At 76.5% G+C, this 24,168-nt stretch carries 23 protein-coding genes; 13 read left to right on the top strand and 10 right to left on the bottom strand.

The genetic code is table 11. The features are described from left to right. The 3 genes from hisH to hisD are packed head-to-tail and all read right to left on the bottom strand — an operon-like array spanning position 1 to position 2,635. Positions 1 to 615, bottom strand: a complete 615-nt coding sequence (hisH, locus tag ANAEK_RS03735; protein WP_012524817.1) for an imidazole glycerol phosphate synthase subunit HisH — start codon at positions 613 to 615, stop codon at positions 1 to 3. Further along, positions 612 to 1,238: an imidazoleglycerol-phosphate dehydratase HisB gene (gene hisB, locus ANAEK_RS03730; RefSeq protein ID WP_012524816.1), complete on the bottom strand. Its 627-nt coding sequence runs from the start codon at positions 1,236 to 1,238 to the stop codon at positions 612 to 614. The genes hisH and hisB overlap by 4 nt, the downstream gene beginning before the upstream one ends. Continuing rightward, a complete protein-coding gene (gene hisD, locus ANAEK_RS03725) occupies positions 1,235 to 2,635 on the bottom strand; it encodes a histidinol dehydrogenase (protein ID WP_012524815.1) in 1,401 nt (466 codons plus the stop codon). Before hisD ends, hisB begins: the two co-directional genes overlap by 4 nt. Before the next feature lie 274 nt (positions 2,636 to 2,909). On the opposite strand from hisD, the gene ANAEK_RS03720 reads away from it, so the two are divergent. After that, on the top strand, positions 2,910 to 3,440 hold the full coding sequence (locus ANAEK_RS03720; protein WP_012524814.1) for a response regulator transcription factor: 531 nt from the start codon (positions 2,910 to 2,912) through the stop codon (positions 3,438 to 3,440). A 60-nt stretch (positions 3,441 to 3,500) separates the two neighbouring features. Then, on the top strand, positions 3,501 to 4,619 hold the full coding sequence (locus tag ANAEK_RS03715; protein WP_012524813.1) for a VIT1/CCC1 family protein: 1,119 nt from the start codon (positions 3,501 to 3,503) through the stop codon (positions 4,617 to 4,619). Positions 4,620 to 4,724: 105 nt separating this feature from the next. Here ANAEK_RS03715 and ANAEK_RS03710 read toward each other — a convergent pair whose 3' ends face one another. Continuing rightward, positions 4,725 to 6,041 carry a flavohemoglobin expression-modulating QEGLA motif protein gene (locus ANAEK_RS03710; protein WP_012524812.1) on the bottom strand — a complete coding sequence of 439 codons (1,317 nt, stop codon included), beginning with the start codon at positions 6,039 to 6,041 and terminating at the stop codon, positions 4,725 to 4,727. A gap of 139 nt (positions 6,042 to 6,180) precedes the next feature. Between ANAEK_RS03710 and ANAEK_RS03705 the strand changes: the two genes are divergently transcribed. From ANAEK_RS03705 to ANAEK_RS03655, 11 genes are all read left to right on the top strand, one after another. Further along, the gene (locus tag ANAEK_RS03705) at positions 6,181 to 6,618 is read left to right on the top strand and encodes a hypothetical protein (protein ID WP_012524811.1); all 438 of its coding nucleotides are present in this window, start codon (positions 6,181 to 6,183) and stop codon (positions 6,616 to 6,618) included. A 10-nt stretch (positions 6,619 to 6,628) separates the two neighbouring features. Further along, positions 6,629 to 6,985 carry a hypothetical protein gene (locus tag ANAEK_RS03700; RefSeq protein WP_012524810.1) on the top strand — a complete coding sequence of 119 codons (357 nt, stop codon included), beginning with the start codon at positions 6,629 to 6,631 and terminating at the stop codon, positions 6,983 to 6,985. A 9-nt stretch (positions 6,986 to 6,994) separates the two neighbouring features. Continuing rightward, on the top strand, positions 6,995 to 7,714 hold the full coding sequence (locus tag ANAEK_RS03695; protein ID WP_012524809.1) for a secretion protein: 720 nt from the start codon (positions 6,995 to 6,997) through the stop codon (positions 7,712 to 7,714). Further along, positions 7,711 to 8,037: a hypothetical protein gene (locus ANAEK_RS03690; RefSeq protein ID WP_012524808.1), complete on the top strand. Its 327-nt coding sequence runs from the start codon at positions 7,711 to 7,713 to the stop codon at positions 8,035 to 8,037. The genes ANAEK_RS03695 and ANAEK_RS03690 overlap by 4 nt, the downstream gene beginning before the upstream one ends. A gap of 123 nt (positions 8,038 to 8,160) precedes the next feature. Beyond that, on the top strand, positions 8,161 to 9,135 hold the full coding sequence (locus tag ANAEK_RS03685; protein WP_012524807.1) for a FliM/FliN family flagellar motor switch protein: 975 nt from the start codon (positions 8,161 to 8,163) through the stop codon (positions 9,133 to 9,135). After that, positions 9,132 to 9,491 carry a flagellar biosynthetic protein FliO gene (locus ANAEK_RS03680; RefSeq protein WP_012524806.1) on the top strand — a complete coding sequence of 120 codons (360 nt, stop codon included), beginning with the start codon at positions 9,132 to 9,134 and terminating at the stop codon, positions 9,489 to 9,491. The genes ANAEK_RS03685 and ANAEK_RS03680 overlap by 4 nt, the downstream gene beginning before the upstream one ends. Continuing rightward, entirely contained in the window at positions 9,488 to 10,165 is a 678-nt protein-coding gene (sctR, locus tag ANAEK_RS03675) for a type III secretion system export apparatus subunit SctR (protein WP_012524805.1), read from the top strand. The genes ANAEK_RS03680 and sctR overlap by 4 nt, the downstream gene beginning before the upstream one ends. A 5-nt stretch (positions 10,166 to 10,170) precedes the next feature. After that, a complete protein-coding gene (gene sctS, locus ANAEK_RS03670; protein WP_012524804.1) occupies positions 10,171 to 10,437 on the top strand; it encodes a type III secretion system export apparatus subunit SctS in 267 nt (88 codons plus the stop codon). Beyond that, positions 10,434 to 11,210 (top strand): flagellar biosynthetic protein FliR, encoded by a 777-nt coding sequence (locus ANAEK_RS03665; RefSeq protein WP_012524803.1) that lies wholly within the window; start codon positions 10,434 to 10,436, stop codon positions 11,208 to 11,210. The genes sctS and ANAEK_RS03665 overlap by 4 nt, the downstream gene beginning before the upstream one ends. Next, the gene (locus ANAEK_RS03660; protein ID WP_012524802.1) at positions 11,207 to 12,238 is read left to right on the top strand and encodes an EscU/YscU/HrcU family type III secretion system export apparatus switch protein; all 1,032 of its coding nucleotides are present in this window, start codon (positions 11,207 to 11,209) and stop codon (positions 12,236 to 12,238) included. Before ANAEK_RS03665 ends, ANAEK_RS03660 begins: the two co-directional genes overlap by 4 nt. Then, a complete protein-coding gene (locus ANAEK_RS03655; RefSeq protein ID WP_012524801.1) occupies positions 12,235 to 14,262 on the top strand; it encodes a flagellar biosynthesis protein FlhA in 2,028 nt (675 codons plus the stop codon). Before ANAEK_RS03660 ends, ANAEK_RS03655 begins: the two co-directional genes overlap by 4 nt. Before the next feature lie 69 nt (positions 14,263 to 14,331). On the opposite strand, the gene ANAEK_RS03650 is transcribed toward ANAEK_RS03655, so the two are convergent. The 6 genes from ANAEK_RS03650 to ligA all read right to left on the bottom strand — a co-directional run bounded on the left by ANAEK_RS03650 (position 14,332) and on the right by ligA (position 24,137). Further along, positions 14,332 to 14,679 (bottom strand): HU family DNA-binding protein, encoded by a 348-nt coding sequence (locus ANAEK_RS03650; protein ID WP_012524800.1) that lies wholly within the window; start codon positions 14,677 to 14,679, stop codon positions 14,332 to 14,334. Positions 14,680 to 14,824: 145 nt separating this feature from the next. Continuing rightward, the gene (locus ANAEK_RS03645) at positions 14,825 to 16,144 is read right to left on the bottom strand and encodes a YhjD/YihY/BrkB family envelope integrity protein (RefSeq protein WP_012524799.1); all 1,320 of its coding nucleotides are present in this window, start codon (positions 16,142 to 16,144) and stop codon (positions 14,825 to 14,827) included. Between the two features lie 8 nt (positions 16,145 to 16,152). Further along, positions 16,153 to 18,735, bottom strand: a complete 2,583-nt coding sequence (locus tag ANAEK_RS03640) for an Rne/Rng family ribonuclease (protein WP_012524798.1) — start codon at positions 18,733 to 18,735, stop codon at positions 16,153 to 16,155. 186 nt (positions 18,736 to 18,921) lie between these two features. After that, complete coding sequence (locus tag ANAEK_RS03635) at positions 18,922 to 21,618, bottom strand: TIGR03960 family B12-binding radical SAM protein (protein WP_012524797.1); 2,697 nt, start codon at positions 21,616 to 21,618, stop codon at positions 18,922 to 18,924. A gap of 168 nt (positions 21,619 to 21,786) precedes the next feature. Next, positions 21,787 to 22,068 carry an acylphosphatase gene (locus tag ANAEK_RS03630; protein ID WP_012524796.1) on the bottom strand — a complete coding sequence of 94 codons (282 nt, stop codon included), beginning with the start codon at positions 22,066 to 22,068 and terminating at the stop codon, positions 21,787 to 21,789. A gap of 5 nt (positions 22,069 to 22,073) precedes the next feature. Beyond that, the gene (gene ligA / locus ANAEK_RS03625) at positions 22,074 to 24,137 is read right to left on the bottom strand and encodes an NAD-dependent DNA ligase LigA (protein WP_012524795.1); all 2,064 of its coding nucleotides are present in this window, start codon (positions 24,135 to 24,137) and stop codon (positions 22,074 to 22,076) included. Positions 24,138 to 24,168 lie beyond the last annotated feature (31 nt).

Here is a 24,168-nt window from a genome sequence, read left to right as displayed (position 1 = left end):
CTAGATGGAGACGAACCGCTCGAGCAGGGCCAGCCCCACGCGCTGGCTCTTCTCCGGGTGGAACTGCACCGCGAACAGGTTGCCGCGCTCCAGCGCCGCGCAGAAGTCGCGGCCGTGGCGCGTGAGCAGGGCCGCGCCGGGCGCCTCCGCGGGCGCGGCGTAGGAGTGCGCGTAGTAGACGTAGGCGCCGTCCATGGGCGCGAACAGCGCCGACCCGGGGGCCACCAGCCGCACCTTCGACCAGCCGATGTGCGGCAGCTTCACGCCGCCGGGCAGCCGCGCGATGCGGCCGTCCACCAGGCCGAGGCCGCGGGCCCCGCCCGCCTCCTCGCCCTCGGCGAACAGGATCTGCAGCCCGACGCAGATGCCCAGCACCGGCGTCCCGCGCTCGACCGCCTCCAGGAGCGCGCCGGCCACGCCGCTCCGGCGCATCGCCTCGGCGCAGGCGGGCATCGCGCCCTGCCCCGGCACCACCACCCGGTCGGCGCGGCGGACCGCGTCGGGATCGCGCGTGACCACCACCGCCGCGCCCACCTCGCGCAGCGCGTTCTCCACCGAGCGCAGGTTGCCGGCGCCGTAGTCCACCAGCGCGACGGTGCCGGCCGGGCGGCTCACAGCGTTCCCTTGGTGCTGGGCAGCGCGGTCCCCTCGCGCGCCGTCGCGGCGCGGAGCGCGCGCGCGGTCGCCTTGAAGATCGCCTCCACCACGTGGTGCAGGTTGCGGCCGTAGCGGACGTTCACGTGCACGCAGATGCGCGCGTGGTTCACGAGCGCCTGCAGGAAGTCCTGCGTCAGGTCCACGTCGTAGCCGCCGATGAACTTCTTGCCGCTCGGGAGCTTCGCGTTGAACGTGAGGTGCGGGCGGCCGGAGAGGTCCACCACCGCCTCCACCAGCGCCTCGTCGAGCGGCACCACCGCGTGCCCGTAGCGCGCCAGCCCGGCCTTGTCCTCGAGCGCCTGCCGCAGCGCCTCGCCCAGGCCGATGCCCACGTCCTCGACGGTGTGGTGCGCGTCCACCTGCAGGTCGCCCTTCGCCCGCACCGTGAGGGCCATGCCGCCGTGGCGCGAGATCTGGTCGAGCATGTGGTCGAAGAACGGGAGCCCGGTCGAGATCGCCGCCTCGCCCGGCTCGAGCCGGAGCTCCACCGCGACGTCGGTCTCCTTGGTCCGCCGCGCCACCGCCCCGCGGCGCGCGGCCGCACCCGCGCGCGGGGCCTTCACCGTGGCCCGCCGGCTCATCGACGCGCCCCCCCGGCCGCGGCGCGCGCGCGGGGCGCCCTCGACGCGACCTTCGCCTTCGCCGCCGCCGCCCGGCGGGGCCGCGCGGGCGCGCGCTTCGCGACCCGCACCTCCACCGCGCGCCAGTGCCCCTCCAGCCCCTCGGCCCGCGCCAGCGCCTCGACCGACGGCGCCAGCGCGGCGAGCGCCGCGGGCGTCAGGTCGAGCACGCTCATGCGGCGGCGGAACGTCGCCACCGAGAGCGGCGAGGCGAACCGGGCGGTGCCGGCGGTCGGGAGCACGTGGCTCGGGCCGGCCAGGTAGTCGCCCACCGCCTCCGGCGTGGAGCTGCCCACGAACACCGCGCCGGCGCGCGAGATCCGCTTCACGAGGCCGGCCGCGCCGCGGGCGTGCAGCGCCAGGTGCTCGGGCGCGAACGCGTCGGCGAGCCGCACCGCCTCGGAGAGGCCGCGCGTCACCACCACCGCGCCGCGCTCCTCGATCGAGCGACCGGCGATCTCCCGGCGCGGCAGATCGGCGAGCTGGCGCTCGACCGCCGTCAGCGCCGCCCGCGCCAGCGCGGCCGACGGCGTCACCAGCACCGACACGGCCCGCACGTCGTGCTCGGCTTGCGCGAGCAGGTCGCTCGCCACCTCGGCCGGATCCGCCGCCGCGTCGGCGAGCACCAGGATCTCGCTCGGCCCGGCGATCATGTCGATGTCCACGCGCCCGAACACCAGCCGCTTCGCGGCGGCCACGTACGCGTTGCCCGGCCCGCAGATCTTGTCCACCGCCGGAACCGTGGCGGTGCCGTACGCCAGCGCCGCCACCGCCTGCGCGCCGCCGACCTTGAACAGGCGCGCCACCCCGGCCACGTGGCAGGCGGCGAGCGTCCAGCGGTCCATCTCGCCGCTGCCCTTCACGCCGGGTGACGTGACGACGATCTCCCGGACGCCGGCCACGCGGGCCGGCACGGCGGTCATCAGCACCGAGGAGGGATAGCGGGCCGTCCCCCCCGGAACGTACAGGCCGACGCGCTCCAGCGGGCGGACGACCTGCGACAGCGTCGCACCCGCGGCGTCGCGACGGGCCGGCACCTGCGCGTCGGTCTCGCGGCGGTGGAAGTCGGCGATGCGCCGGGCGGCGAGCGAGAGCGCACGACGCGCCGCGGCGGGGAGGCCGCGGTACGCGGCGGCGAAGTCGGCCGGGCCGAGCGCCAGGCCGGCGGCGGAGCCCGGGTCCCAGGCGTCGTGGCGGCGGGTGTGCTCGAGCAGCGCCAGGTCGCCGCGGGCGCGGACGTCGGCCACGATGGCGGCGGCGGCCTCGCGCACCGGCGCCTCGTCCTCGTCCGACCCACGGGCGCAGACGCGGGCCCACGCTTCTTGGAAGCCAGGATCGCGGGAATCGAGCTTCAGCACGGCGGAACTCCTCGGGGAACCCGTTGGTATAGACGAAAAGGCCCTGGATGGCGAGGGTCGCGCCTGCCCCGGTCGGCCGCGACCTGCGGCGCACCTGACGGACGCATCGTCCGCATTGGCGCACGGCGTGTACGGGATTCCCCGGATAGCGAAGATCGGCGGATGGAATAGGCTCCGTTCTCGCAAATTCGCGCGAAGCCTTGGGGGGCCGCGAACGATGACCACCGTGCACGCGGGAGATCTCTCTCCCCGTGAAGTCGCTCCACCCGCTTCGATGCCTCCGCCGCCCGAGCGGCCGGAGATCTCCGCCCTCGCGACGGCCGCCCTCGACGCGGCGCTCGAGGCCATCCCCGCGCCGGCGGTGGTGGTCCGCGCGCCCGCCTCGATCCTGCTCGCGAACGCGCGCGCCCGGACGCTCCTCGCCACGGATCGCGAGCGGGTGATGGAGGTGCTCCGCGCGCCCCCGGCCGCCGACGCGCGCACGCCCGCCCGCTTCGCGGTCGAGGGCCACCCGGGCCACGCGCTGGTGGTCCTGCCGGACCTGGACGGCGACGCGCGCCATCGCGTGCAGGTGATCTCGCGACGCTGGGGGCTCACGCCGCGGCAGGCCGCCGTGCTGGCCCGCGTGGCGCAGGGCGACACGAACCGCACCGTGGCGTCGCGGCTCGGCTGCTCCGAGAAGACGATCGAGCTGCACGTGTCGGCGCTGCTCGCGAAGACCCGGTGCACCAGCCGCTCGCACCTGGTGGCGACGTTCTGGACCGACCCCTGCGACGCCGCGCGAGCCGCGGCCGCCCTGCGCTGACGGCGGTGGCGCGCCGGCCGGCTCCGCCTCCGGCGCCGGCCCTGCTACAGTCCGGCGCGCATGAACGTGCGCACCGACCTGTGGCTCCAGAACCTGCTCGACGAGCGCGACGGCGCCGCGCTGTACGAGGGGCTCGCCCGGCACGAGAAGGACCCCGCCCGCGCCGCGAGCTTCCGGGAGCTGGCCGCGGCGGAGCGGCGCCACGCGCAGGTCTGGGAGCGCAAGCTCCTCAAGGAAGGCGTGGCGGTCCCGCCGGACCGGCCCAGCTCGCGCGTGCGCGCGCTGGTGTGGCTGGCCAGGCGGCTGGGCAGCGCGGCGGTGCTGCCCATGGTCCTCGAGACCGAGGCCGGCGACGCCGACAAGTACGACCAGCAGGGCGGCGAGGCGACGGAGATCGCCGCCGAGGAGCGCGCGCACCGGCAGGTGCTGGCCGGCATGCACGGGCCGGACGCGCCGCAGGGCGCGCGGGCGCTCATCGGCGACCGCGAGCGGTGGCACCGCGGCGGCGGGCGGGCCGGGTCGATCCGGGCGGCGATCTTCGGGATGAACGACGGGCTCGTGTCCAACCTGTCGCTCATCCTCGGGGTGGCCGGGGCGGGCGTCGCGCCGGGCACCGTGCTCGTCACCGGGTTCGCCGGGCTGCTGGCGGGCGCGTTCTCGATGGCGGCGGGCGAGTACACCTCGGTCGCGAGCCAGCGCGACCTCCTCGCCCGGCAGATCGCGCTCGAGAAGCGCGAGATCGAGGAGGCCCCGGAGGAGGAGGCCGCCGAGCTCGCGCTCATCTTCAAGCAGAAGGGGCTCTCGACGGAGCAGGCGAGCCGCACCGCCGCCGAGATCCTGAAGAACCCGGAGAGCGCGCTCGACACGCTGGTGCGAGAGGAGCTGGGGCTCGACCCGGAGGACCTCGGCTCGCCCATGGGCGCGGCGGGCTCGTCCTTCGCGATGTTCTCGGTGGGCGCGCTCGTGCCCATCGTGCCGTTCCTGGTGACCTCCGGCACGCCGGCGGTGATCTCGAGCGCGATCCTGGCGGGCGGGATCCTGGCCGGCGTGGGCGGCGCGGTCGGGTTCCTCTCCGGCACGAGCGTGTGGCGATCCGCGCTGCGGATGGCGGGGCTCGCGGCGCTGGCGGCCGGGGTCACCTACGCGGTGGGGCGGATCTTCGGGGCCAGCATCACCTAGCGGGGCCCGTGACCTCGCGCGCCCGCATCCGCGGGCTCGCGCGAGATCCCGGCGGCCGCGCCTGACGCCGCGCGGCCGTCGGTCGCGACCGTGGCGCTGGCGCCGTCACTCGCCCAGATCGCCCTCGTCCGCGCCGGCGAGCCGCGCCGGCCCTTCCTCCGTGTCCGCCTCGCGCGCGCGCCCGGCCCCCTCGGCCGGCGGCCGCGTGCCGCGGCGGCGCGCGTAGTAGCGGGTCACCGAGGGCAGCGAGAAGCGGTTCATGGTCACGCTGTGCGTGGCGATCGCGTTCAGCCGGTCGATGTCGATGAACCACTCCGGCAGGTAGACCGGGCCGACGCAGATCCCCTCCTCCACCAGGTCCCGCACCAGCTCGGCGTCGTCCACGCTCATCTTGCCGGCGAGGAACGCGCGCACCAGGTCCACGTCGCGCTGCTCCAGCGCCGCGCGCAGGAAGTTGAACGTCCGGCAGTAGCCGCGCTGGTAGGCCGCGTCCTTCGTGAAGGGCGCGCCGCCCTCCAGCAGCCCGCCGCGGAAGACGCGCTCGCTCATGAGCGCCGCCTTCTCCGGCGGGAAGCGCGCCAGCAGGTACCGGTACACCTCGAGGAAGTCGGCGCCGCGCGCCGCCATGTCGATGGCGATCGTCCGCTCGCCGAGCTCGATGTAGCGCTCGTCGGTGATGTGGCCGGTGAGGAACTCGGCCACGATGCCGCCGCCCTCCTGCGACTCGGTGTGGCGGGGGAGGCCCACGCCCAGCACCGGCAGGTGCGGCTGCCGGTAGCCGTTCAGCGAGGTGAGCACGTGCCACAGCCCCTCGTGGTGCGCGAGCGCCCGCACCTGCCGCTCGGAGAAGCGCGCGCCCTTGCGGAGCGTGATGCTGGTGCCCCCCGCGGCGGCGTTGGCCGTCAGCCGGGTGCGGACCACGGCCTTCACGTGCCCGCCCAGCAGCGGGTTGCAGATCTCCGCCACGCGCGCCGCCGCCTGCTCGGCGTCGTGGACCAGCTCCTCGTCGCGCGCGCGCGGGCGCGAGGCCCACATGCGCGCGATGGCGAGGTTGTCCACGTTGTGGTCGGGGAAGCGGTCGCGCGGGTCGCCGTAGATGCGGCGGGAGAGCTCGTAGAAGCGCTTCGTCCCGCGCGCCGCGAGGAGCTGCGCCAGCGCGATGAACTCGTCGCACTTGCGGCGGAGCAGGTCCTCCACCGGGTTCTTGCCTCGCACCTGCCGGCGGATGGCGCGCAGCTCCTTGATCTTCTTCTCCGGCTCGAAGCCGAGCGGCGGGTACTCCGGCCTGGGCAGCTCGCGCGCGCCACCGCGGAAGAAGCGCTCGTGCACCGCGGGGTCCCAATTGATGGACCGCAGCACGCGGATGGGCCGCTGCGCGCGCAGGATCTCATCGCTGACGCGGCGGAACACGTCGGGCGGCACGCGCGGACGTTACCACGGTCCGCCGGCCGCCCGCCCCGGTCGCGCGCCGGCCGGCGCCCCGCGCCCGCCGCCCGCGCCGGCGGGCGCTTTCGCCGCGGCACGGCCGTTGCTGTGGGTCGCGCCGAGGAGGACGCACGCCATGAACCGAATCGAGTCGATCCACGTCGCACCGACCAGCACGCAGCGCGCGCTGCCCAGCCGCTTCGACGCCGCGCTGCGCGGCGCCGCCGAGGGGCTGGTCCGCGGGGTGGCCGCCACCGTCGAGCTCGCCGCGCCCATCGTCCCGGGCGGCACCATCCTGTCCGCCGCCATCCGCTCGGGCGCCGCGGCCGCCGGTGGATCGCCGCTCGGCGGCTCCCCGCTGGCCGGCGGGCTCACCGGGTCGCCCGGCGGCGGCGCCGGCGGCGACGTGCTCGACGCCACCCGCGCGCTGCAGCGCGAGGCCCAGACGTTCAACCTCCAGTACCTCCAGCTGCAGGAGCACATGCAGCGGGAGAGCCGCGAGTTCACCGCGGTGTCCAACGTGATGAAGGTCCGGCACGACAGCGCCCGGGCCGCCATCCAGAACATCCACTAGCGAGCGCGCCATGCCCGTCGCCCCGGTGGGCGCCGCCGCCCCGGCCCTCCCGGCCGCCGCGGTCGCGCCGCAGCAGAGCTTCGCGAAGACGCTCGAGGCGCGCAGCACCTCCGGCCCGGCCGCGCCGCCCGCGCGCGAGCCGCCGCGCCCGACCGCCGGCGCCGCCGCGCTCGCCGCGGTGGAGCGCGCCCAGGCCCGGCTCGAGGCGGTGCTCACCGCCGCCCGCTCCGGCCGGACGTTCACCGCCCAGGAGCTGCTCGGGCTCCAGGCCGAGGCGTACCGCACCGTCCAGACCGTGGACCTCGCCGCCAAGCTGGTCGAGCAGGGCGCCCAGGCCGTGAAGCAGGCGCTGAACACGCAGCTCTGAGGACCCGCCATGCGCCTCGCACCCCTCGCGCTCCCGCTCACCCTGGCGCTGGCCGGCTGCTCCGGCGAGGCGCTCCTGCACGGCCTCGACGAGCCGCAGGCGAACGACGTCCTCGTCGCGCTCGACGAGGGCGGGATCGCCGCGGAGAAGGCGCGCGAGGACGGCGCCGACGCCGGCTGGGAGGTGCGCGTCGCCCCGGCCGACGCCGTCCGCGCGCGGCGCGTGCTGGCCGAGCGCGATCTGCCCCGGCAGCGCCCGGCCGGCTTCGACGCCGTGCTCGCGAAGGGCTCGATGGTCCCGACGGCCACGGAGGAGCACGCGCTGTACCTCCACGCGCTCTCGGGCGAGCTCGCGCGCAGCATCGAGGCCATCGACGGCGTGGTGGGCGCCCGCGTGCACCTCGGCCTGCCGCAGGCGGATCCGTTCCGGCCGGGCGAGCGGCCCGCGCCGCGCGCCGCGGTGCTGGTGCGCTGCCGCGCGGCGGCCTGCGCCGCGGTGCGGGCGCTCGAGCCCGGGCTCCGGGCGCTGGTGGCCGGGGCCGCGGACGGGCTCGACGCCGCGGCGGTGTCGGTGGTCTTCGCGGAGGCGCCGCAGGCCAGCGCCCCGCCTCCGCCACCCCGCCGCGGGCGATCGCCGGTGCTGCTCGCGCTCGCGGCCGCGGCCGGCGCGGCGGCGATCGCGGTGGGCGGCGGCGCGGGGGTGCGCTGGCGCCGGGGGAAGCCGTCGTGACCGGTGCGGACCGGCGGCTCGCCGCCGCCGCCGCCGCGCTCGCGCCCGGGCGCGCGCAGGCGCTCCTCGCCCGCGGCCCGTCCCCCGCCGCCTCCGAGGAGGCCGCCCGCCTCGCCCGGCTCCCGGGCGGCGCGCGGCTGGACGCGCTCGCGGCCGCGGTCGAGCCCGCGCCGGGGGAGCGGCGCGCGCGTGCACGGGCCGTGGCCGCCGCCGAGCGCCCGCGGGTGGCCCGCCTGCTCGCCGACCTCGCCCTGGGTGGGGCTCCGCCGGCGGGCGTGGCCGGCGCCCTGGTGCGCCTCTGCCGGGAGCGGCTCGCCGGCTGACGGCGTCCGCGCCGCGGACCCCCCGCCTTCCCGGCGGACACGGGCTGACCGTCCCCCCGGGCGCAACCCCGCGCCGTCCCGGCTGATCGCGCCCTGGCACGCCGGGTGGAAATCCGGACGCGCATGGCGCTTCCGTTCGTCCTCCCCGCGGTCTCGCGCGGCCACGCAGAGCTGACGTCCGCGGCCCGCCGGCTCGGGGCCGAGGTCGCCGAGGCGGCGGCGGCCTCGCTCTCGGCCCTCGTCGGCGCCGAGGTGTCGGTGACCGGCCGCGCGGTGCCCGGCCGCGCGTGGCCCCGCCCCGCCGTCGCGCGGATCGCGCTCGACCTGCCGGCGCTGCCCGGCACCGCGATCCTGGAGGTCGAGCCGGCGCTGGTCGTACGCGTGGTGGACCGGATGGCCGGCGGAGACGGCGCGCCCGCGCCGGCGGCGTCGCTCACGCCGGTGGAGGCGACCGCGCTCGAGCTGCTCGCCCTCGCCGCGCTGGACGGCGCGTGCGGCGTCGCCGAGCTGGAGGAGCGGCTGTCGCCGCGCCTCGCCCGCGCCGACGCCGAGCCCGCGGGCGCGCTCGCCGTCGAACTGGAGGTCACGGCGGGACCGGCGCGGGGCCGCGCCCGCCTGCTGCTGCCGCCCGCGGCCGTTCGCGCGCTGCGCGGGCCGGCGGAGCTCGACCGGCAGCTCCCGGTGCCGGGCTCGGTGCGCCGCGGGCGCGCCGCGCTCACCGCGGCCGAGCTGGACGCGCTCGAGCCCGGTGACGTGCTGGTGGTGGACCCGCCCGCGGACGGGCGCGACGCGCTGGTCCTGCCGGGCGGGCTCCGGGCGCTCGGGCGGATCGACGGCGAAGGCTTCCACGTGGAGGAGACGGAGATGGCCGAACGGCATGCGCAGCTCCCGGTGACGCTCGAGGTCGAGCTGGCCCGGGTGGACGTCCCGCTCGCCGAGGTGGCGCGGCTCGAGCCCGGCTCGGTGCTCGCGCTGAACCTCGACCGCCGCGGGCTGGTGACCCTGCGCCTGGGCGAGCGCGCGGTCGCGCGGGGCGAGCTGGTGGACGTGGAGGGCGCGGTGGGCGTCCGCATCCTGTCGCTGGAGGTGGCGCCGTGACCGCCGGGCTCCGCGGCCTCCCCGCCCGGCCGGGCGCGCGCGCCGCCGCCGGGCTCGCCGCCGCCGGCGTGCTGCTGCTCCTCTCACGCGCCCCCGGAGACCTGGCCCCCACCGCCGCGCGCGGCGGGCTGGCCGCCTGCGCGGTGGGCGCGCTCGCCGTGCTGGCGCGCCGCCGCGGCGCCCCGGCGCGCCCCGCCCCGGCGCTGGTGATCGTGGCCCGCGCGCCGCTCTCGCGCGACGCCGGCCTGGCGCTGGTGGAGGTGGACGGGCGCCGGCTGCTGGTCGGGTTCGGGTCCGACCGGGTCGCGCTGCTCGACGGCGCGCCCGCGGCGACCGCCCCGGGAGACCGGCCGTGATCGCCGCCGCGCTCGCCGCCTCCGCCGGCCCGGTGGCCGACCGGCCCGCCGAGATGCTGGTGCTGCTCGCGCTGCTCGCGCTCGTGCCCGCGGCGCTGGTGATGCTCACCTCGTTCCTGAAGATCTCGGTGGTCCTGTCGATCGCGCGCTCGGCGCTGGGCGCGCCGCAGGTGCCGCCGAACACGGTGGTCACCGGCCTCGCGCTGGTGCTGACGATGCTGGTCATGGCGCCGGTGGCCGAGCGCGCGGCCGCCCTGGCGCGGCCCGCGCCCGGCGAGCGCGGCCTCGCGGCCTCGCTGGCGGCGCTCCAGCGCGGCGCCGGGCCGGTGAAGGCGTTCCTCGCGCGCTTCGCGCGGCCCGACGACCGGGCCGCGTTCCTCGACGTGGCGCGGCGGCTCCGCGCGCCGGACGCCGCCCCGCCGGCGGACGACGATCTGGCCGTGCTCGCGCCCGCGTTCGTGGTGTCCGAGCTGCGCCGGGCCTTCACCATCGGCTTCCTGGTGTTCGTGCCGTTCCTGGTGGTGGACCTGGTGATCTCGAACGTGCTGCTCGCGCTCGGCCTCACCCAGCTCTCGCCCACCTCGGTCGCGCTCCCGTTCAAGCTCCTCCTCTTCGTCGCCGTGGACGGGTGGAAGCTCCTCGCCCGCGCCCTGGCGCTCTCGTACGCAGGGTGATCGCGATGGATCCCGCCCTCCTCCACCTCGGCCGCGAGGCGCTCCTGCTCGTGCTGGTGCTCTCCGCCCCGCCGCTCGGCGCCGCGCTCCTCGTCGGCCTCGTCACCGGCGTGCTCCAGGCCGCCACGCAGGTCCAGGAGCAGACGCTGGGCGTGGTCCCGCGCCTCGTCGCGGTGGTGATCGTGCTCGCGATCACGGCGCCCTGGATCGGCGCCCGCGCGGTGCGGTTCGCCGCCGACTGCTTCGCCCTCGTGCCCCGGATCGCGCCGTGACCGAGCTCGGCCCGGAGCTCCTGCCGCGGCTCGCCGGCGCGCTGCTCCACGCGCTGCGGCTCGCGCCCGTGGTGATGCTCTCGCCGCTGCTGGGCGGCCCGATGGCCCCGCCGGTGGCGCGGGTGGGGCTCGCGCTCGGGCTGGGCGGCGCGGCGGCGCTCGCCGCGGGCGCGCCGGCCGCGCCGGCAGGGGCGATCGCCTTCGCGATCGCGGCCGCCCGCGAGGCGGCGCTCGGCCTCGCGCTGGGCCTGCTCGCGGCGGCGCCGGTGGAGGCGGCTCGCGCCGCTGGGCGCCTCGCCGACACCTTCCGCGGCGCCACCCTGAGCGAGCTCCACGTCGCGCCGGTCCGGCAGCGCGAGAGCGCCTCCGGCGACCTGCTGGCGCACTGGGTGGTGGTCCTGGCCGCGTGGGGCGGCGGCGATCGCCTGGTGCTCCGGGGGCTGCTGGCGAGCTTCGCGACGCTGCCCGCCGGGGCGCCGTTCCCGGCGGGCGCGGCCCGCGAGGTGGTCCTGCACGCGTCGGCGGAGCTGCTCGCGGCCGCGGTGGCGGTCGCGGCGCCCGCCGCCGCGGGGGTGCTCGCGGCCGACCTGGCCCTGTCGCTGGCGGCGCGCGTCGCGCCGCAGCTCGGACCGGTGAACGTGGCGCAGCCGGCGCGCGCCGCGCTCGGGCTGGCGCTGCTCGCGGCGGCCGCGAGCGCCGGCGCCGGGCGGCTGGTCTCGCTGGCCGCGCTCCCGGGCCAGCTGGTCGCCGTGCTCTCCGGGGGGCGGCCGTGAGCGGCAACCGCACCGAGCAGCCCACCCCGCGGCGGCTGCGCGAGGCGCGCCGGCGCGGCGAGGTGGCGGTCAGCCGCGAGCTCACCGGCGCCGCGGCGCTGGCGGGCGGGCTGGCCGCCCTGGCGGTCTCCGCGCCGGGCGCCACGGCCGAGCTCGGCGCCATGCTCCGCGCGGCGCTCGCCGCGGCGAATGGGGAGCCGGCGGGCCCGGCGGCCGCGCTCCAGGGCGCGGCGGCGGCGGTCCTGCGGCTCTCGCTCCCCGCCTGCGGCGCCGCCCTCGCGGCCGGCGCCGGGGCGGCGGCGCTGCAGGCGGGGCCCGGACTCTCCCTCGCCGCGCTCGCGCCGCGGCTCGAGCGGCTCGACCCGGCGCGCGGCCTGCGCCGCCTCCTCTCCGGCGCGCAGCTCGCCGCCGCGGCCCTGGGGCTCGCCAAGTCGGCGGTGCTGGCGGCGCTGGCCTGGGGCTGGCTCGCCGGCGCGGCGCCGTCCCTCGCCGCGCTCCCGCGGCTCGGCCCGGCCGCGCTCTGGCGCGCCCCGGCGGTCCTCGGCGGGCTGGCCTGGCGGCTCGCGGCCGCGTTCGCGGTGCTCGGCGCGCTCGACCTCGCCCTGGTGCGCCGCCGCCACCGGCGCGCCCTCATGATGACCCGCGACGAGGTGCGCCGCGAGCACCGGGAGGACGAGGGCGATCCGCTGCACCGCGCCGAGCGGCAGCGGCGCCACCGCGCCCTGCTCGAGGCGCCCGCGGTGGCGCGCGCCACGGTGGTGGTGGTGAACCCGACGCACCTCGCGGTGGCGCTGCACCACGACCGCCGGGGCGGCGGCGCGCCGCGCGTGGTCGCGAAGGGCGCGGGCGAGGCGGCGGCGCGCATCCGGTCCGCCGCGCGCCGGGCCGGCGTCCCGGTGGTCCGGGACGTCGCGCTCGCCCGCGCGCTGCACCGCCTCGCCGAGGTCGGCGACGAGATCCCCGAGGCGCTCTACGAGGCCGCCGCCGCGGTCCTCGCACACCTGTACGGCCTGGAGGCCCAGCCATGATCCCCGTCCACGCCCTGCTCTCGCGCCTGCGCTCCTCCGGCGAGGCCCTGTTCGCGCTCGCCGTGCTGGGACTGGTGCTGCTGCTCGTCACCCCGCTCGCGCCCGCCGTGCTCGACCTGCTGCTCGCCGCGAACCTGGCGGCGGCCGCCACGGTGCTGGTGGTGACGCTGTTCGCCCGGGACGCGCTCCGGTTCGCGAGCTTCCCGACCCTGCTCCTGCTGACCACCCTGTTCCGCCTCGCGCTCAACGTGAGCTCGACGCGCCTCGTGCTCTCGCGCGGCGAGGCCGGCCGGGTCATCGAGGCGTTCGGCCGGGTGGTGGTCCAGGGCAACACGGTGGTCGGCGCGGTGGTGTTCGCGATCCTCACGCTGGTGCAGCTCCTGGTGGTGGCGAAGGGCGCCGAGCGCGTCGCCGAGGTGGCGGCCCGCTTCACGCTCGACGCGCTCCCGGGCAAGCAGATGGCCATCGACGCCGACCTGCGCGCCGGGACGCTCGACGCGGTCGAGGCGCGGCGGCGGCGCCGGGCCCTGGAGCGGGAGAGCCAGCTCTACGGCGCGATGGACGGCGCGCTCAAGTTCGTGAAGGGAGACGCGATCGCGGGCGTCGCGATCGTGCTCGTCAACGTGGCGGGCGGCCTCGTGGCCGGCATGCTGCGCGGCATGACGGCGGCCGACGCCGCGCGCCGGTACGCGCTGCTCGCCATCGGCGACGGGCTCTCCTCGCAGATCCCCTCGCTGCTCGTCGCGGTCGCGGCCGGGATCGCGGTGACGCGGGTGGCGGGGGAGGAGGAGGGCGCGACGCTCGGCGGCGAGATCGGGCGCCAGCTCCTCGCCGAGCCCGCGCCGCTCGCGGCGGTGGCCGCGCTGCTCGGCGCGCTCGCGCTCGCGCCGGGGCTGCCGGCCGCGCCGTTCCTCGCCCTCGCCGCCGCGGGCGGCACGGCGGCCTGGTGGATCGCGCGGCGGGCGGCGCGCGCCCCGGCCCCGGCGACGCGGGCCTCGGCGGCGGGCGCGCCCGGCCCGTCCGGAGCGGACGCGGACGGCCCGGCGCCGCTCGCGCTGGAGCTGGCCGGCGATCTCCTCGCCGCGGCCGCCACGCCGGCCGGGCAGGAAGGGCTCGCGGCGCTCCGCGAGACGGTGTGGCGCACGCTCGGGGTCCGCGCCCCGCCCATCGCGCTCCGGCCGGCCCCGCTGCCGGCGGGCGGCCACCGCCTGCTCGTCGACGAGATCCCGGCCGGCGGCGGCACCGCGCCCGCCGGACAGGTCGTGGTCCTCGCCGCGCCCGACGAGCTGGCGCTCGCGGGCATCGAGGCCGCGGTCGAGCGCGATCCGCTCTCCGGAAGGCCGGTGTCGGTGATCGCGGAGGCGGACGCGCACCGCGCCCGCGCGCTGGGCGCGGTGCGCGGCCCGCTCGATCGCGCGCTCGCGGACGCCGCTGCGGCGCTGCTCCGCCACGCGTCGCACCTCGTCGGCGTGCAGGAGGTGCAGGCGCTCCTCGACGGGCTCGAGCCCGTCGTCCCCGCGCTGGTTCGCGAGGCGAGCCGACAGCTCCCGCCCGCGCTGCTCGCGGAGGTGCTGCGGCGCCTCGTCGAGGAGGGCGTCTCCATCCGGCCGCTGCGCACGATCCTGGAGGCGCTGCTCGAGGCGGGCGGCGCCGGGCGCGGACCTGCCGCGCTGGCGGAGTGCGCCCGGCGCGCGCTGCGCCGCCACCTGGCGCACGCGCACGCGGGCGAGGGCCCGCTCGCCGCGCTGCTGCTGGATCCGGCCGCGGAGCAGGTGCTCCGCGAGGGGCTCGCAGGCGACGCGCTCGCCATCGACCCGCGGGTGGCCGCGGAGCTGGTCGAACGCATCGGCGCGGAGGCGGAGCTTCAGGCGGCGCCGCCGGTGGTGCTGACCAGCGCCGACGTCCGACGGGCGCTCCGCACCCTGCTCGCGCCCCGGCTCCCGGCCGTCGCGGTGCTCGCCTACGACGAGCTGCCTCCCGAGCTCACGGTCCGGCCGCTCGGGCGCGTCGCGCTGCCGGCCTGAGGCCCGGAACGCAGCGCGGGGTCGCGGCCTCGCGGCCCGACCCCGCCACCACCGAGCAAAGCCGCGCGGTTACGCGCCCGCGGCGACCGGGGGTGTGCCCTGGCCCTCGCCTTCGGGCTGCGACGGCTTCGCCACCAGCTCCGGCCGGTTCACGCGGTCGCGCAGCTCCTTGCCGGTGCGGAACAGGATCCCGCGCTTCGGCTTCACCGGAATCACCTCTCCGGTCTTGGGGTTGCGCCCCTGGTAGCCGTCGTAGTGCTTGACGTGGAACGCGCCAAGCCCGCGGATCTCGATGTTCTCTCCCTTGCAGAGCGCGTCCTTCATCGAGTCGAAGATCGTCTCGATGGTGGCCTCGGCCTGCTTCTGGGTCACACCGCGCTTCACGACGAGGATGTTGATGAGATCCGACTTCAGCATCGGGACTCCGGCTCGCTGACGGCCCCCACCCTTGGAAAGCCGCTCGGGATGGGGAGAGCCTAGCCGAAGGCTCCGAAATCAGCAAGGGTTCCACGGGCATGCGCGTCTGGGTGGGCGGGACCCCGACCTGGGGATCCGCGCACGCTCACGCGCGTGCCGGGCCTGCGGCGGTCGGATCCACCTCTTCAGGGGCACCCGTTCCCGGGGCACGATGGCCGGCCTCGCGGGCGCGCTCCCGGTCGCACAGGTCCCGGAACGTGATCGCGTCGAGCTGCCCGGCGGCCTTCGATTCGAGATCCGTCAATATTTCCGAGAGGATGCCGCGCTCGTCCGGACGTGCCTCCCGCCCGGACACCGCCCGCCTCACGTCCAGGAGCGTGATCTTCTCCAGCGGGCGGGCGGGCACCAGGCCGCCGTCGGCCAGCGACACCACGATCGCCCTCTGCCTGAGGGCGGCCAGGGCCTCGCTCGCCTCCTCGGGGGTCGCCCCGAGCCGGGCGGCCACGTCGCCGGGGTCCGGCGCGTCCTCTCCGCGGTCGAACGCCTGCGCGACCAGGAGCAGGGTCCGGCCGGCCAGGATCTCGCGCGCGATGGCGGAGTCCGCGCGCGGCGCCGGGGACATGAGCGTCCGCGCGTACTGCACCACGTACGCGAGCCGGGCCCCGAACAGCACGATGGTCCAGGACACGAACAGCCAGAACAGGAAGATCGGGACCGCCGCCACCGAGCCGTAGATCGCGTGGTACTTGAAGATGCGCGCGACCACGAACGCGTAGCCCCACTTCGCGAGGTCCCAGGCCACGCCCGCCGCGACGCCGCCCACCACCGCGGCGCGGAGCTTCACGCGCGTGTTCGGGACGATCTGGTAGAGCGTCGCGAAGAACGCGCAGTTGAGCAGCGTGCCGCTCAGCACCACCAGCGCGCGCACGCCGGTGTTCGCGAGCAGCGTCTGCGTGTACGCGCCGAGCGTGGTCGAGGCGGCCAGCAGGAGCGGGCCGAGCGTGAGCCCGACCCAGTACGTGACCGCCTGCTGCGTGATGCTGCGCCGGCGGCGGATGCCCCAGACGTCGTTCACCGCGTGGTCCACGTTGGTGAACAGCGTCACCGCCGACCAGACCAGGAGCGCGCCGCCCACCACGCCCGCGCTGGTCGCGTGCGCGTTGCGGATGAAGCGGTCCAGGTACGGCTCGATGGACGAGCGGGCGCCCACCGCCAGGTTCTGGATGAGGAAGTCGTGGACGCGGCTGGAGATGGCGTCCATCCCGGTGAACGCCTGCACCACCGAGAACGCCACCACCAGCGCCGGCACCAGCGCGAACAGCGAGATGTAGGTGAGGGCCATCGCGCGCAGGCGCACGGTCTCGCCCTCCACCACGCGCAGCGCCAGCCGGAGCGCGGTGCTGGCGAAGCGGAGCTCGCGCTCCACCCTCGCCACCCCCGAGCCCTGGTCGAGGCGCGCCGGCACGGCCCGCCTCAGGCCTTCTCGCCGCCCTGGGGCGGGGCCTCGGGCGCGGCGCGCGGCTCACCGCCCTCGGGACGCTCGCCGCCGCGGTCGCCGCGCTGACCGCGCTCGCCTCGGTCGCTGCGCTCGCCGCCGCGGTCGTTCCGCTCGCCGCGTTCGCCGCGCTCGCCTCGGTCGCCGCGTTCGTTGCGATCACCGCGCTCGTTGCGGTCGTTTCGCTCGCCGCCCCGCTCGCCGCCGCGCCCGCCGCGCCGGTCGCGGCCGCGGCCGCGGTCGCGATCCCGTCCGCCGCCGCCCCCGCCCCCGCCACCGCCCCCGGAGCCGCCCCCGCCACCGCCGGAGCCACCGCCGGAGCCACTGCCGCCACCGCCGCCGCCGCCCTGCTCGGCGCGTTCCTGGCGGCCGTAGATGTCGAACTGCTCCTGGTGGTAGCCGGACTGCGGCTTCACCTGGATGGTCTTGTTGAAGCGATCCATCAGGTAGCGGAGCTCCTCGCGCTCCGCGCCCTGCAGGATGCGCGCGACCTCCGGGTGCGAGTTCACCACCAGCACCGGCTCCGGGAAGTGCGGCGCCTCGCGCCGGATCTCGCGGAAGATCTCGTAGGCGATCGTGATCTTGGACTTCACGTGCCCGCGGCCGTCGCAGTACGGGCACGGCTCGTTCATCACGCGCGTCACCGACTCGCGCACGCGCTTGCGCGTCATCTCGACGAGGCCGAGCTCGGAGATCTTGAGGACGTTGGTCTTGGCCTTGTCCCGCCCCAGCGCGTCCTGCAAGGCCTTGAAGACCTTGTCGCGGTTCTGGGGTTTGTCCATGTCGATGAAGTCGATGATGATGATGCCGCCGATGTTGCGCAGCCGCAGCTGGTAGACGATCTCCTTGGCGGCCTCGACGTTGATCTTGGTGATCGTCTCCTCGAGGTTCTTCTTGCCGACGTAGCGGCCCGAGTTGACGTCGATGGCGGTGAGCGCCTCCGCCTGGTCCATGATGATGTAGCCGCCGGACTTGAGCCACACCTTGCGCTGGGCCGCGCGCTTCAGCTCCTGCTCGATCCCGTACGCGTCGAAGATGGGCTCCTGGCCCTGGTACGACTCGATCTGCGACTCGAGGTGCGGCGCCTGATCGTGCACGAAGCGCAGGATGCGCTCGTACTCGTCGCGATCGTCGATGACGAGCTTGCCCACCTCGGCGGTGAACAGGTCGCGGGTGGCGCGCAGGATGAGGTCGAGGTCGCCGTGCAGCAGCGCGGGCGCCGAGACCTTGTCCTTGGTGCGGATGATCTCGTTCCACACCTGGATGAGGAAGCGGATGTCCGCCTCGAGCTTGGCCGCCTCGACGTTCTCGGCGACGGTCCGCACGATGAACCCGGTGCCCTCGGGGCGCATGCGGTCCACGATCTCGCGCAGCCGGCGGCGCTCGCCGTCCTTCTCGATCCGGCGCGAGATGCCGATGTGGTCCACCGTCGGCATGAACACGAGGTGCCGGCCCGGCAGCGAGATGTGGCTGGTGATGCGGGCGCCCTTCGTGCCGATGGGATCCTTCGCGACCTGGACGATGACCTCCTGGCCCTCCTTCAGCAGGTCCTGGATGTTCTTCGGCTCCTTGGTGCGCTTCTCCTCGCGGCCGTTCCGGCCGTTGCGCTCGCGCCCGTCGCGTCCCTCGCGCCCATCGCGACCCTCGCGGCCGTCGCGCCGGCCGCGCTCGTCGCGCCGGCGGTCACCGCGATCGCGCTCGCGGTCCCCGCGGGCCTCGCGCGCGGCGTCGCGCGCGGGCGCCTGGATGCGATCCTTCTCCGGCTGGGCCGGCGCGGCCGGGGCGGCCTCGGTCGCCGGGGTCTCCCCGGCCGCGAGCGCGGCCTCCGCCGGCGCGGTCTCGACGGCCGGCGCCGCGGGGTCGGTCGGCCCGGCGGGGGTCTCCGCCGCGGCCGGCGCGGCGGCGGTGGGCTCGGCCGCGGGCGCGTCGGCGAGCGGCGGCACCGGGAGCCCCGGGATCGCCGGCACCGGCGCCATGCCGATCTCCTGGGTCAGCGCGATGGGCGTGAGCGGCGCGGGCGGCGGCTCCGAGGCCGCAGGCTCGGCCTGCGCGCTCTCGACCGGGGCGGCCTCCGCGACCGGAGCAGGCTCCGTCGGAGCAGCCTCCACCGGCCCGGCCTCCCCGTGCGCGGCCTCCGGGGGCACGGCCGCCGGCGGAGCATCCACCGTCGGTGAAGTCTCGGCGCTCGCCGCAGCGGCGCCGGGCTCGGGGGCCGGCGCCGACCGCGCGCGGGCCTCCGCCTCCTCGGCCTCCTGCTCGCTCGGCACGTCGGTCACCTCGGCGCGGTGCTCGCCCTCGGTGAGCTCGAACTCCTCCGAGAAGTCCGGGTCCCCGTACACGTCGCCGACGTACAGGAACGCCGCCTTCTCCAGGCCGATGTCCACGAACGCGGCCTGCATGCCGGGGAGCACGCGGACCACCCTGCCCTTGTAGATGTTCCCGACGATCCCCTTCTCGCGCTTTCGCTCGAGGTAGTACTCGTGGATCGTCCCGTTCTCGACCAGCGCGACGCGCGTCTCGGCGCCTGCCGCGTTGATCACGAGGATGCTGTTGCCCGCCATGATGGTCCTCTCTCGCCCCGTTCAGACGCGGGGAGAGCGAGGCCCCATCCGGCGGGCCACGATCGCGAACGTCCCGGTGGAGCCGGGAGGGTCGGATCTGCTGTCGAGCTGGCGCTCAAAGCTTCGCGTCTCCTCGCGCCCGGCGGCCGCGTTTCGTGCGCGGCACCGGCGGGGCGCGTCGTACGTTCAGGCGTCGAGGTAGCGAGGCGCGCGGGGCTGGCTCGGCTCCGGCCGGCCAGGTCCGCTCCTCGCGAAGCTCACGCCTTCCTTCAAAACCTTCACTCCCCGGGGCGGCGTGCCGTCTTCTCCGAAGATCGCCGCCAGCACCTCGGCTGGCTTGGCACTCCCCGACGGATCCGCCCGCAAGCTGAACGCGACCGCCCCCGGGCCCTCGACCGCGAGGTGGGTCACGATGTCCTTCAAGTCTATCTCTCTTTGCTTCCGTGCCGCGACCTTCTGACCCCGCCCCTTTCCGCGGGGCCGGGGCGGCGCCGCGCGGGTGACGACCGACTGATCCGCGTCGCGGAAGGCGGCGACGCGCGCCTCGAGGACCGCCTCTCCCCAGGTTTCCCGAGGAAACTCGGCGCGGTAATGGACGGCTCGCTGCGCCTCGGAGATCGACGCAGCGTGCGGATCGAGCACGTGCGCCTCCTGCACCTTCAGCCCTTCCGGGAGCTCGGGGGCGAGCCGCGCCAGGACCTCCTGCGGGTCAACCGCCCCGAGGAGATCGAGATCGAGGTGCTCGCACAGGCTCTCCAGGCCGACCGGGAGCGCCGGGCCGAACGACACGCGCGGCTTCGGGTGGTAGCCCTGCGAGTACGCGACCGGCAGCCCGGCGCGCCGGATGGCGCGGAGCAGGGCGTGCATGGTCTCGAGGTGGGAGAGCGCCACCAGCCGCCCGAGCTTCGCGTAGCGGACGCGCACCACCGTGCGCGCCGGCGGGTCGGCCGGGCGCGGCGGGCGCGGGGGCTCGGGGACGTAGTCCTTCGCCTCGTACGTGCGGTTCTTCACGACGTCGTAGTCGCAGGCGCCGCACACGGTGCACGGCTCGAGCACGCAGTCCGGCACCTCGGCGAGGTTGCGCGCCGCCGCGAGCTGCTTCTGGAGGTAGGCCTTGGTGACGCCGCAGTCGATGCGGTCCCAGGGCAGCACCTCGTCGAGCCGGCGGCGCCGGTGCGCGAACCAGTCCAGCCCCACCCCGTGCTCGCGCTCGCACTCCGCGAACGCCTCGAGCCAGTTCCGCTCGTCGAACCACTCGGTCCAGCCGTCGAGGCGCTGGCCGCGGCGGTAGGCGGCGAGCACCGCGGTGCCCACGCGGCGATCGCCGAGCGCGAGCGCGCCCTCGATGGACGACTGCCGCGAGTCGTGCGGCTTGAACTGGATCGCGCCGTTCCGGCCGCCCAGCGCCACGGTGACGAGCGACTGGCGGCGCCGCGTCTCCTCCGGCGGGATCATCGGCTCCCACTGGAACGGCGTGAACGGCTTGGGCACGAAGGTCGACGCGCCGAGGTGGATGGCCGGCGAGCCCTCGCCCTTGGGCAGCACGCGCCGGGCGGCGGCGAGGCAGCGCTTCGCCAGCTCGGCGATGGCCACCACGTCCTCGTCGCGCTCCTCCGGGAGCCCGATCATGAAGTAGAGCTTCAGGAGCGACCAGCCGTTCCCGAAGATCGACTCGACCGCCCGGAGCAGGTCCTCCTCGCGGTTGCCCTTGTTGATCACCGCGCGCATGCGCTCGGTGGCGGCCTCCGGCGCGAGCGTGAACCCGGTCTTGCGGATGCGGGCGATCTTGGCGGCGAGCGCCTCGTTCATCGTCTCGGTGCGGAGCGAGGGCAGGCTCATCGCGATCCGCTCGCCCTCCCAGCGCGCCAGGAAGTCGTCGAGCAGCCCGTTCAGCGCGCCGTAGTCGCCCGACGAGAGCGACAGCAGCCCCACCTCCTCGTAGCCGGAGGCGCGCAGGCCGGTCTCGGCGAGCGCCAGCACCTGCTTCGGATCGCGCTGGCGGGTCGGGCGCGTGATCATGCCGACCTGGCAGAAGCGGCAGCCGCGGGTGCAGCCGCGCTGCAGCTCGATGGGGAGCCGGTCGTGCACGGTCTGCATGAACGGGACGAGCGGGCGGGTGTACGCGCTGGTCGGGAGCGCGTTCAGGTCCGGCATCACGCGGCGCTCGACCTTCTCGTAGCCCGGCAGGAGCGGCTCGATGGCCGCGAGCGTGCGCGAGACCGGGTCGTAGCGCGGCGCGAACAGCGAGGGCACGTAGACCCCCGGGATGCGCGCGAGGCGCCGGAGCAGCTCGGGGCGCGTGGCGCCGCCGCGGCGGAAGCCGCTCTCCGCGACCGCGTCCGCGACCTCCAGCGCGACCTCCTCGCCCTCGCCCACCGCGAACGCGTCGAAGAAGTCCGCCACCGGCTCCGGGTTGAACGCGCACGGCCCGCCGCCCAGCACCAGCGGATCCTCGTCGCCGCGCTCGCGCGCGAGCAGCGGGATGCCGGCGAGGTCCAGCATGGCGAGCGCGCTCGTGTAGGCGAGCTCGAACTGGAGCGTGATGCCGAGGACGTCGAACCCGCGCACCGCGGCCCGCGACTCGAGCGTGAACAGCGGGAGGCCGCGCGCGCGGAGCATGCCCTCCATGTCCGGCCACGGCAGGAACACGCGCTCGCACGCGATCTCCGGCCGGTCGTTGAGCAGGTGGTACAGCAGCCGGAAGCCCAGGTTCGACATCCCGACCTCGTAGGTGTCGGGGAACGCCAGGGCGAAGCGGACGCGGGCCGCGGAGAGGTCCTTCACCACCGCGCCGAACTCGGCGCCGACGTAGCGGGAGGGCTTCTGCGCCTGGAGGACGAGCTCGTCGAGCGCGGACGAGGAGAGCGCGAGGTCGGTCTTCATGTCCCTTCGGGCCGCGGGTTCGAACCGCGTGTCGCCCGCCGGCTGGAGGTGCGAACCGCCGGATCTGACGGCGGTTTCCTGCGGAGCCGGCCTGAATAGCACGGCCCGCGGCCCGGGTCGAGCCCGCAGCGCGCGGCCGCGGCACGCCCGCCCCGACCGAGCCCGGCCTCAGAACCGGATCTCGAAGGCGCCCAGGCAGCCGGCGGGCTCCACCCACTCCATCTCGACGCGATCCACCCGCGCGGCGGGCGGGCCCGCGTGGCACCAGCGGACGAGCGCGCCCACCGCGGCGCGATCGCCCTCGACCTCGGCCTCCACCCGGCCGTCGGGCAGGTTGCGGACCCAGCCCTCCACCCCCAGGCGACGCGCCTCGTCGGCCGTGGACTGGCGGAAGGCCACGCCCTGGACGCGGCCGGACACCACGATGCGCGCACGGACCCGATCGGCCATCGCCCTCACTCCTTCAGCAGGCGGACGAACTCCTCCTCGCCGGCGATCCGCACGCCCAGCGATCGCGCCTTCTCCAGCTTGGAGCCGGCGTCCTCCCCGGCCACCACCAGGTCGGTCTTGCGCGAGACGCTGCCCGACACCCTGCCGCCGCGCCGCTCGATCTCCGCCTTGGCGTCGTCGCGCGACATCGTCGAGAGCCCGCCGGTGAGCACCACCGTCTTGCCGGCGAACGGGCCGCGCGCCTCCACCACCTCGGCCTCGGGCGTCACCCCGGCGGCGAGGAGCCGCTCGACCACCCGCCGGTTCTGCGGCTCCTGCGTCCAGGCGCGGATCTCCGCGGCGGTCTCCGGGCCCACGTCGCGGACGCCCTTCAGCGCCTCCTCGTCCGCGTCCATGACGCGCGCGAGGCCGCCGAAGTGGCGCGCCAGCGTGGCCGCGGTCGCCTCGCCCACCTGCGGGATCCCGAGCGCGAACAGGAAGCGCCTGAGCGTCGTCTTGCGCGACCGCTCCAGCGCCGCGACCATGTTCTGCGCGCTCTTCTCCGGCAGCTCGCGCGCCGCCCCCGCGTCCTGCTCCTTGCGCGGGCGGCTGAACAGCTGCTGCCACACCTCGAACGGCACCGCGTACAGGTCGGCGAAGTCCTTCACCTGCCCGCGCTCCACCAGGCCGGCGGCGAGCTTCTCGCCCAGCCCCTCGATGTCGAGCGCGCGGCGCTGCGCGAAGTGGCAGAGCCGGCCGACGAGCTGGGCCGGGCACGCGGCGCCGGTGCAGCGGTAGACCTTCTCGCCCTCCTCGCGGACCACGCGCGCGCCGCACACCGGACACTCGGCCGGGAACCGGAACGGCTGCTCCGCGCCGGTCCGGCGCTCGGGGAGCGGCTTCACCACCTCCGGGATCACCTCGCCGGCGCGCCGCACCAGCACCCAGTCGCCCTCGAGGATGTCCTTGCGGCGCATCTCGTCCTCGTTGTGCAGCGTGGCGCGCGCGACCATCGCGCCGGAGAGGCGAACGGGGTCGAAGTCCACCACCGGCGTGAGCACGCCGGTGCGGCCCACCGAGGCCCAGATCCTGCGGATCCTCGTCGCCTCCTCCTGCGGCGGGTACTTGAAGGCGACGGCCCACCGCGGGAACTTCGAGGCCGCGCCCAGCCGCCGCCGCCAGTCGAGGTCGTCCACCTTCACCACGATGCCGTCGGTGTCGTAGGGCAGCTCGAACCGGCGCTCCGCCATGCGATCGCGGTAGGCGAGCACCTCGGCGAGGCCGCGGCAGCGGCGGTTCTCCGCGTTCGTCTCGAAGCCCCAGGCGGCGAGCTCCTCCAGCTTCTCCCAGTGCGTGCGCCACGGATCGTCGCCCGGCAGCAGCGCCTCGTAGGCGATGAAGGAGAGCGGGCGGCGGGCGGTGACGCGCCAGTCGAGCTGGCGCAGCGTCCCCGCGGCGGCGTTGCGCGGGTTCGCGAACGGCGCCTCGCCGGCGCGGACCAGCTGCCGGTTCATCGCCTCGAAGTGCTCCTTGAACAGCAGCACCTCCCCGCGGACCTCGACCCGCGGCGGCGGCCTCCCCTCCAGCGCGTGCGGCACGCCGCGGTTCGCGCCCAGCCCGCCCACCACGCGCAGGTTCGCGGTGACGTCCTCGCCGTTCACGCCGTCGCCTCGCGTGGAACCGCTCGTGAACGCGCCGTCGCGGTACACCAGCTCCACCGCGAGCCCGTCGAGCTTCGGCTCGACGACGTAGCCGACCGGCTCTCCGTCGGGCAGCCCGAGCAGGCGGCGCACCCGCGCGTCGAACTCCTGCAGCTCGTCGTCGCTCTGCACGTTGCCGAGCGAGAGCATGGGCTCGCGGTGCACCACCCGCTCGAAGCGCTCGGAGGGTGCGCCGGAGACCCGCTGCGTGGGCGAGTCCGCGGTGACGAGCTCCGGGTGGTCGGCCTCGAGCGCCTGCAGCTCGTGCATGAGCCGGTCGTACTCGGCGTCGGCGAGGAGCGGCTGATCGAGGACGTAGTAGGCGTGGTCCGCCGCGCGGATCCGGTCGCGCAGCTCGCGGGCACGCGCCGGAGCGTCGGCCTTCTTCATGGCGCGAAGGATGGCGCGGCGACGGGCCGCG

This window comes from Anaeromyxobacter sp. K (assembly GCF_000020805.1).
In the GTDB taxonomy this organism is placed as follows: Bacteria; Myxococcota; Myxococcia; order Myxococcales; family Anaeromyxobacteraceae; genus Anaeromyxobacter; species Anaeromyxobacter dehalogenans.
The sequence above is the reverse complement of the archived record's forward strand: the minus strand, read 5'-3'. Positions and strand labels throughout refer to the sequence as shown.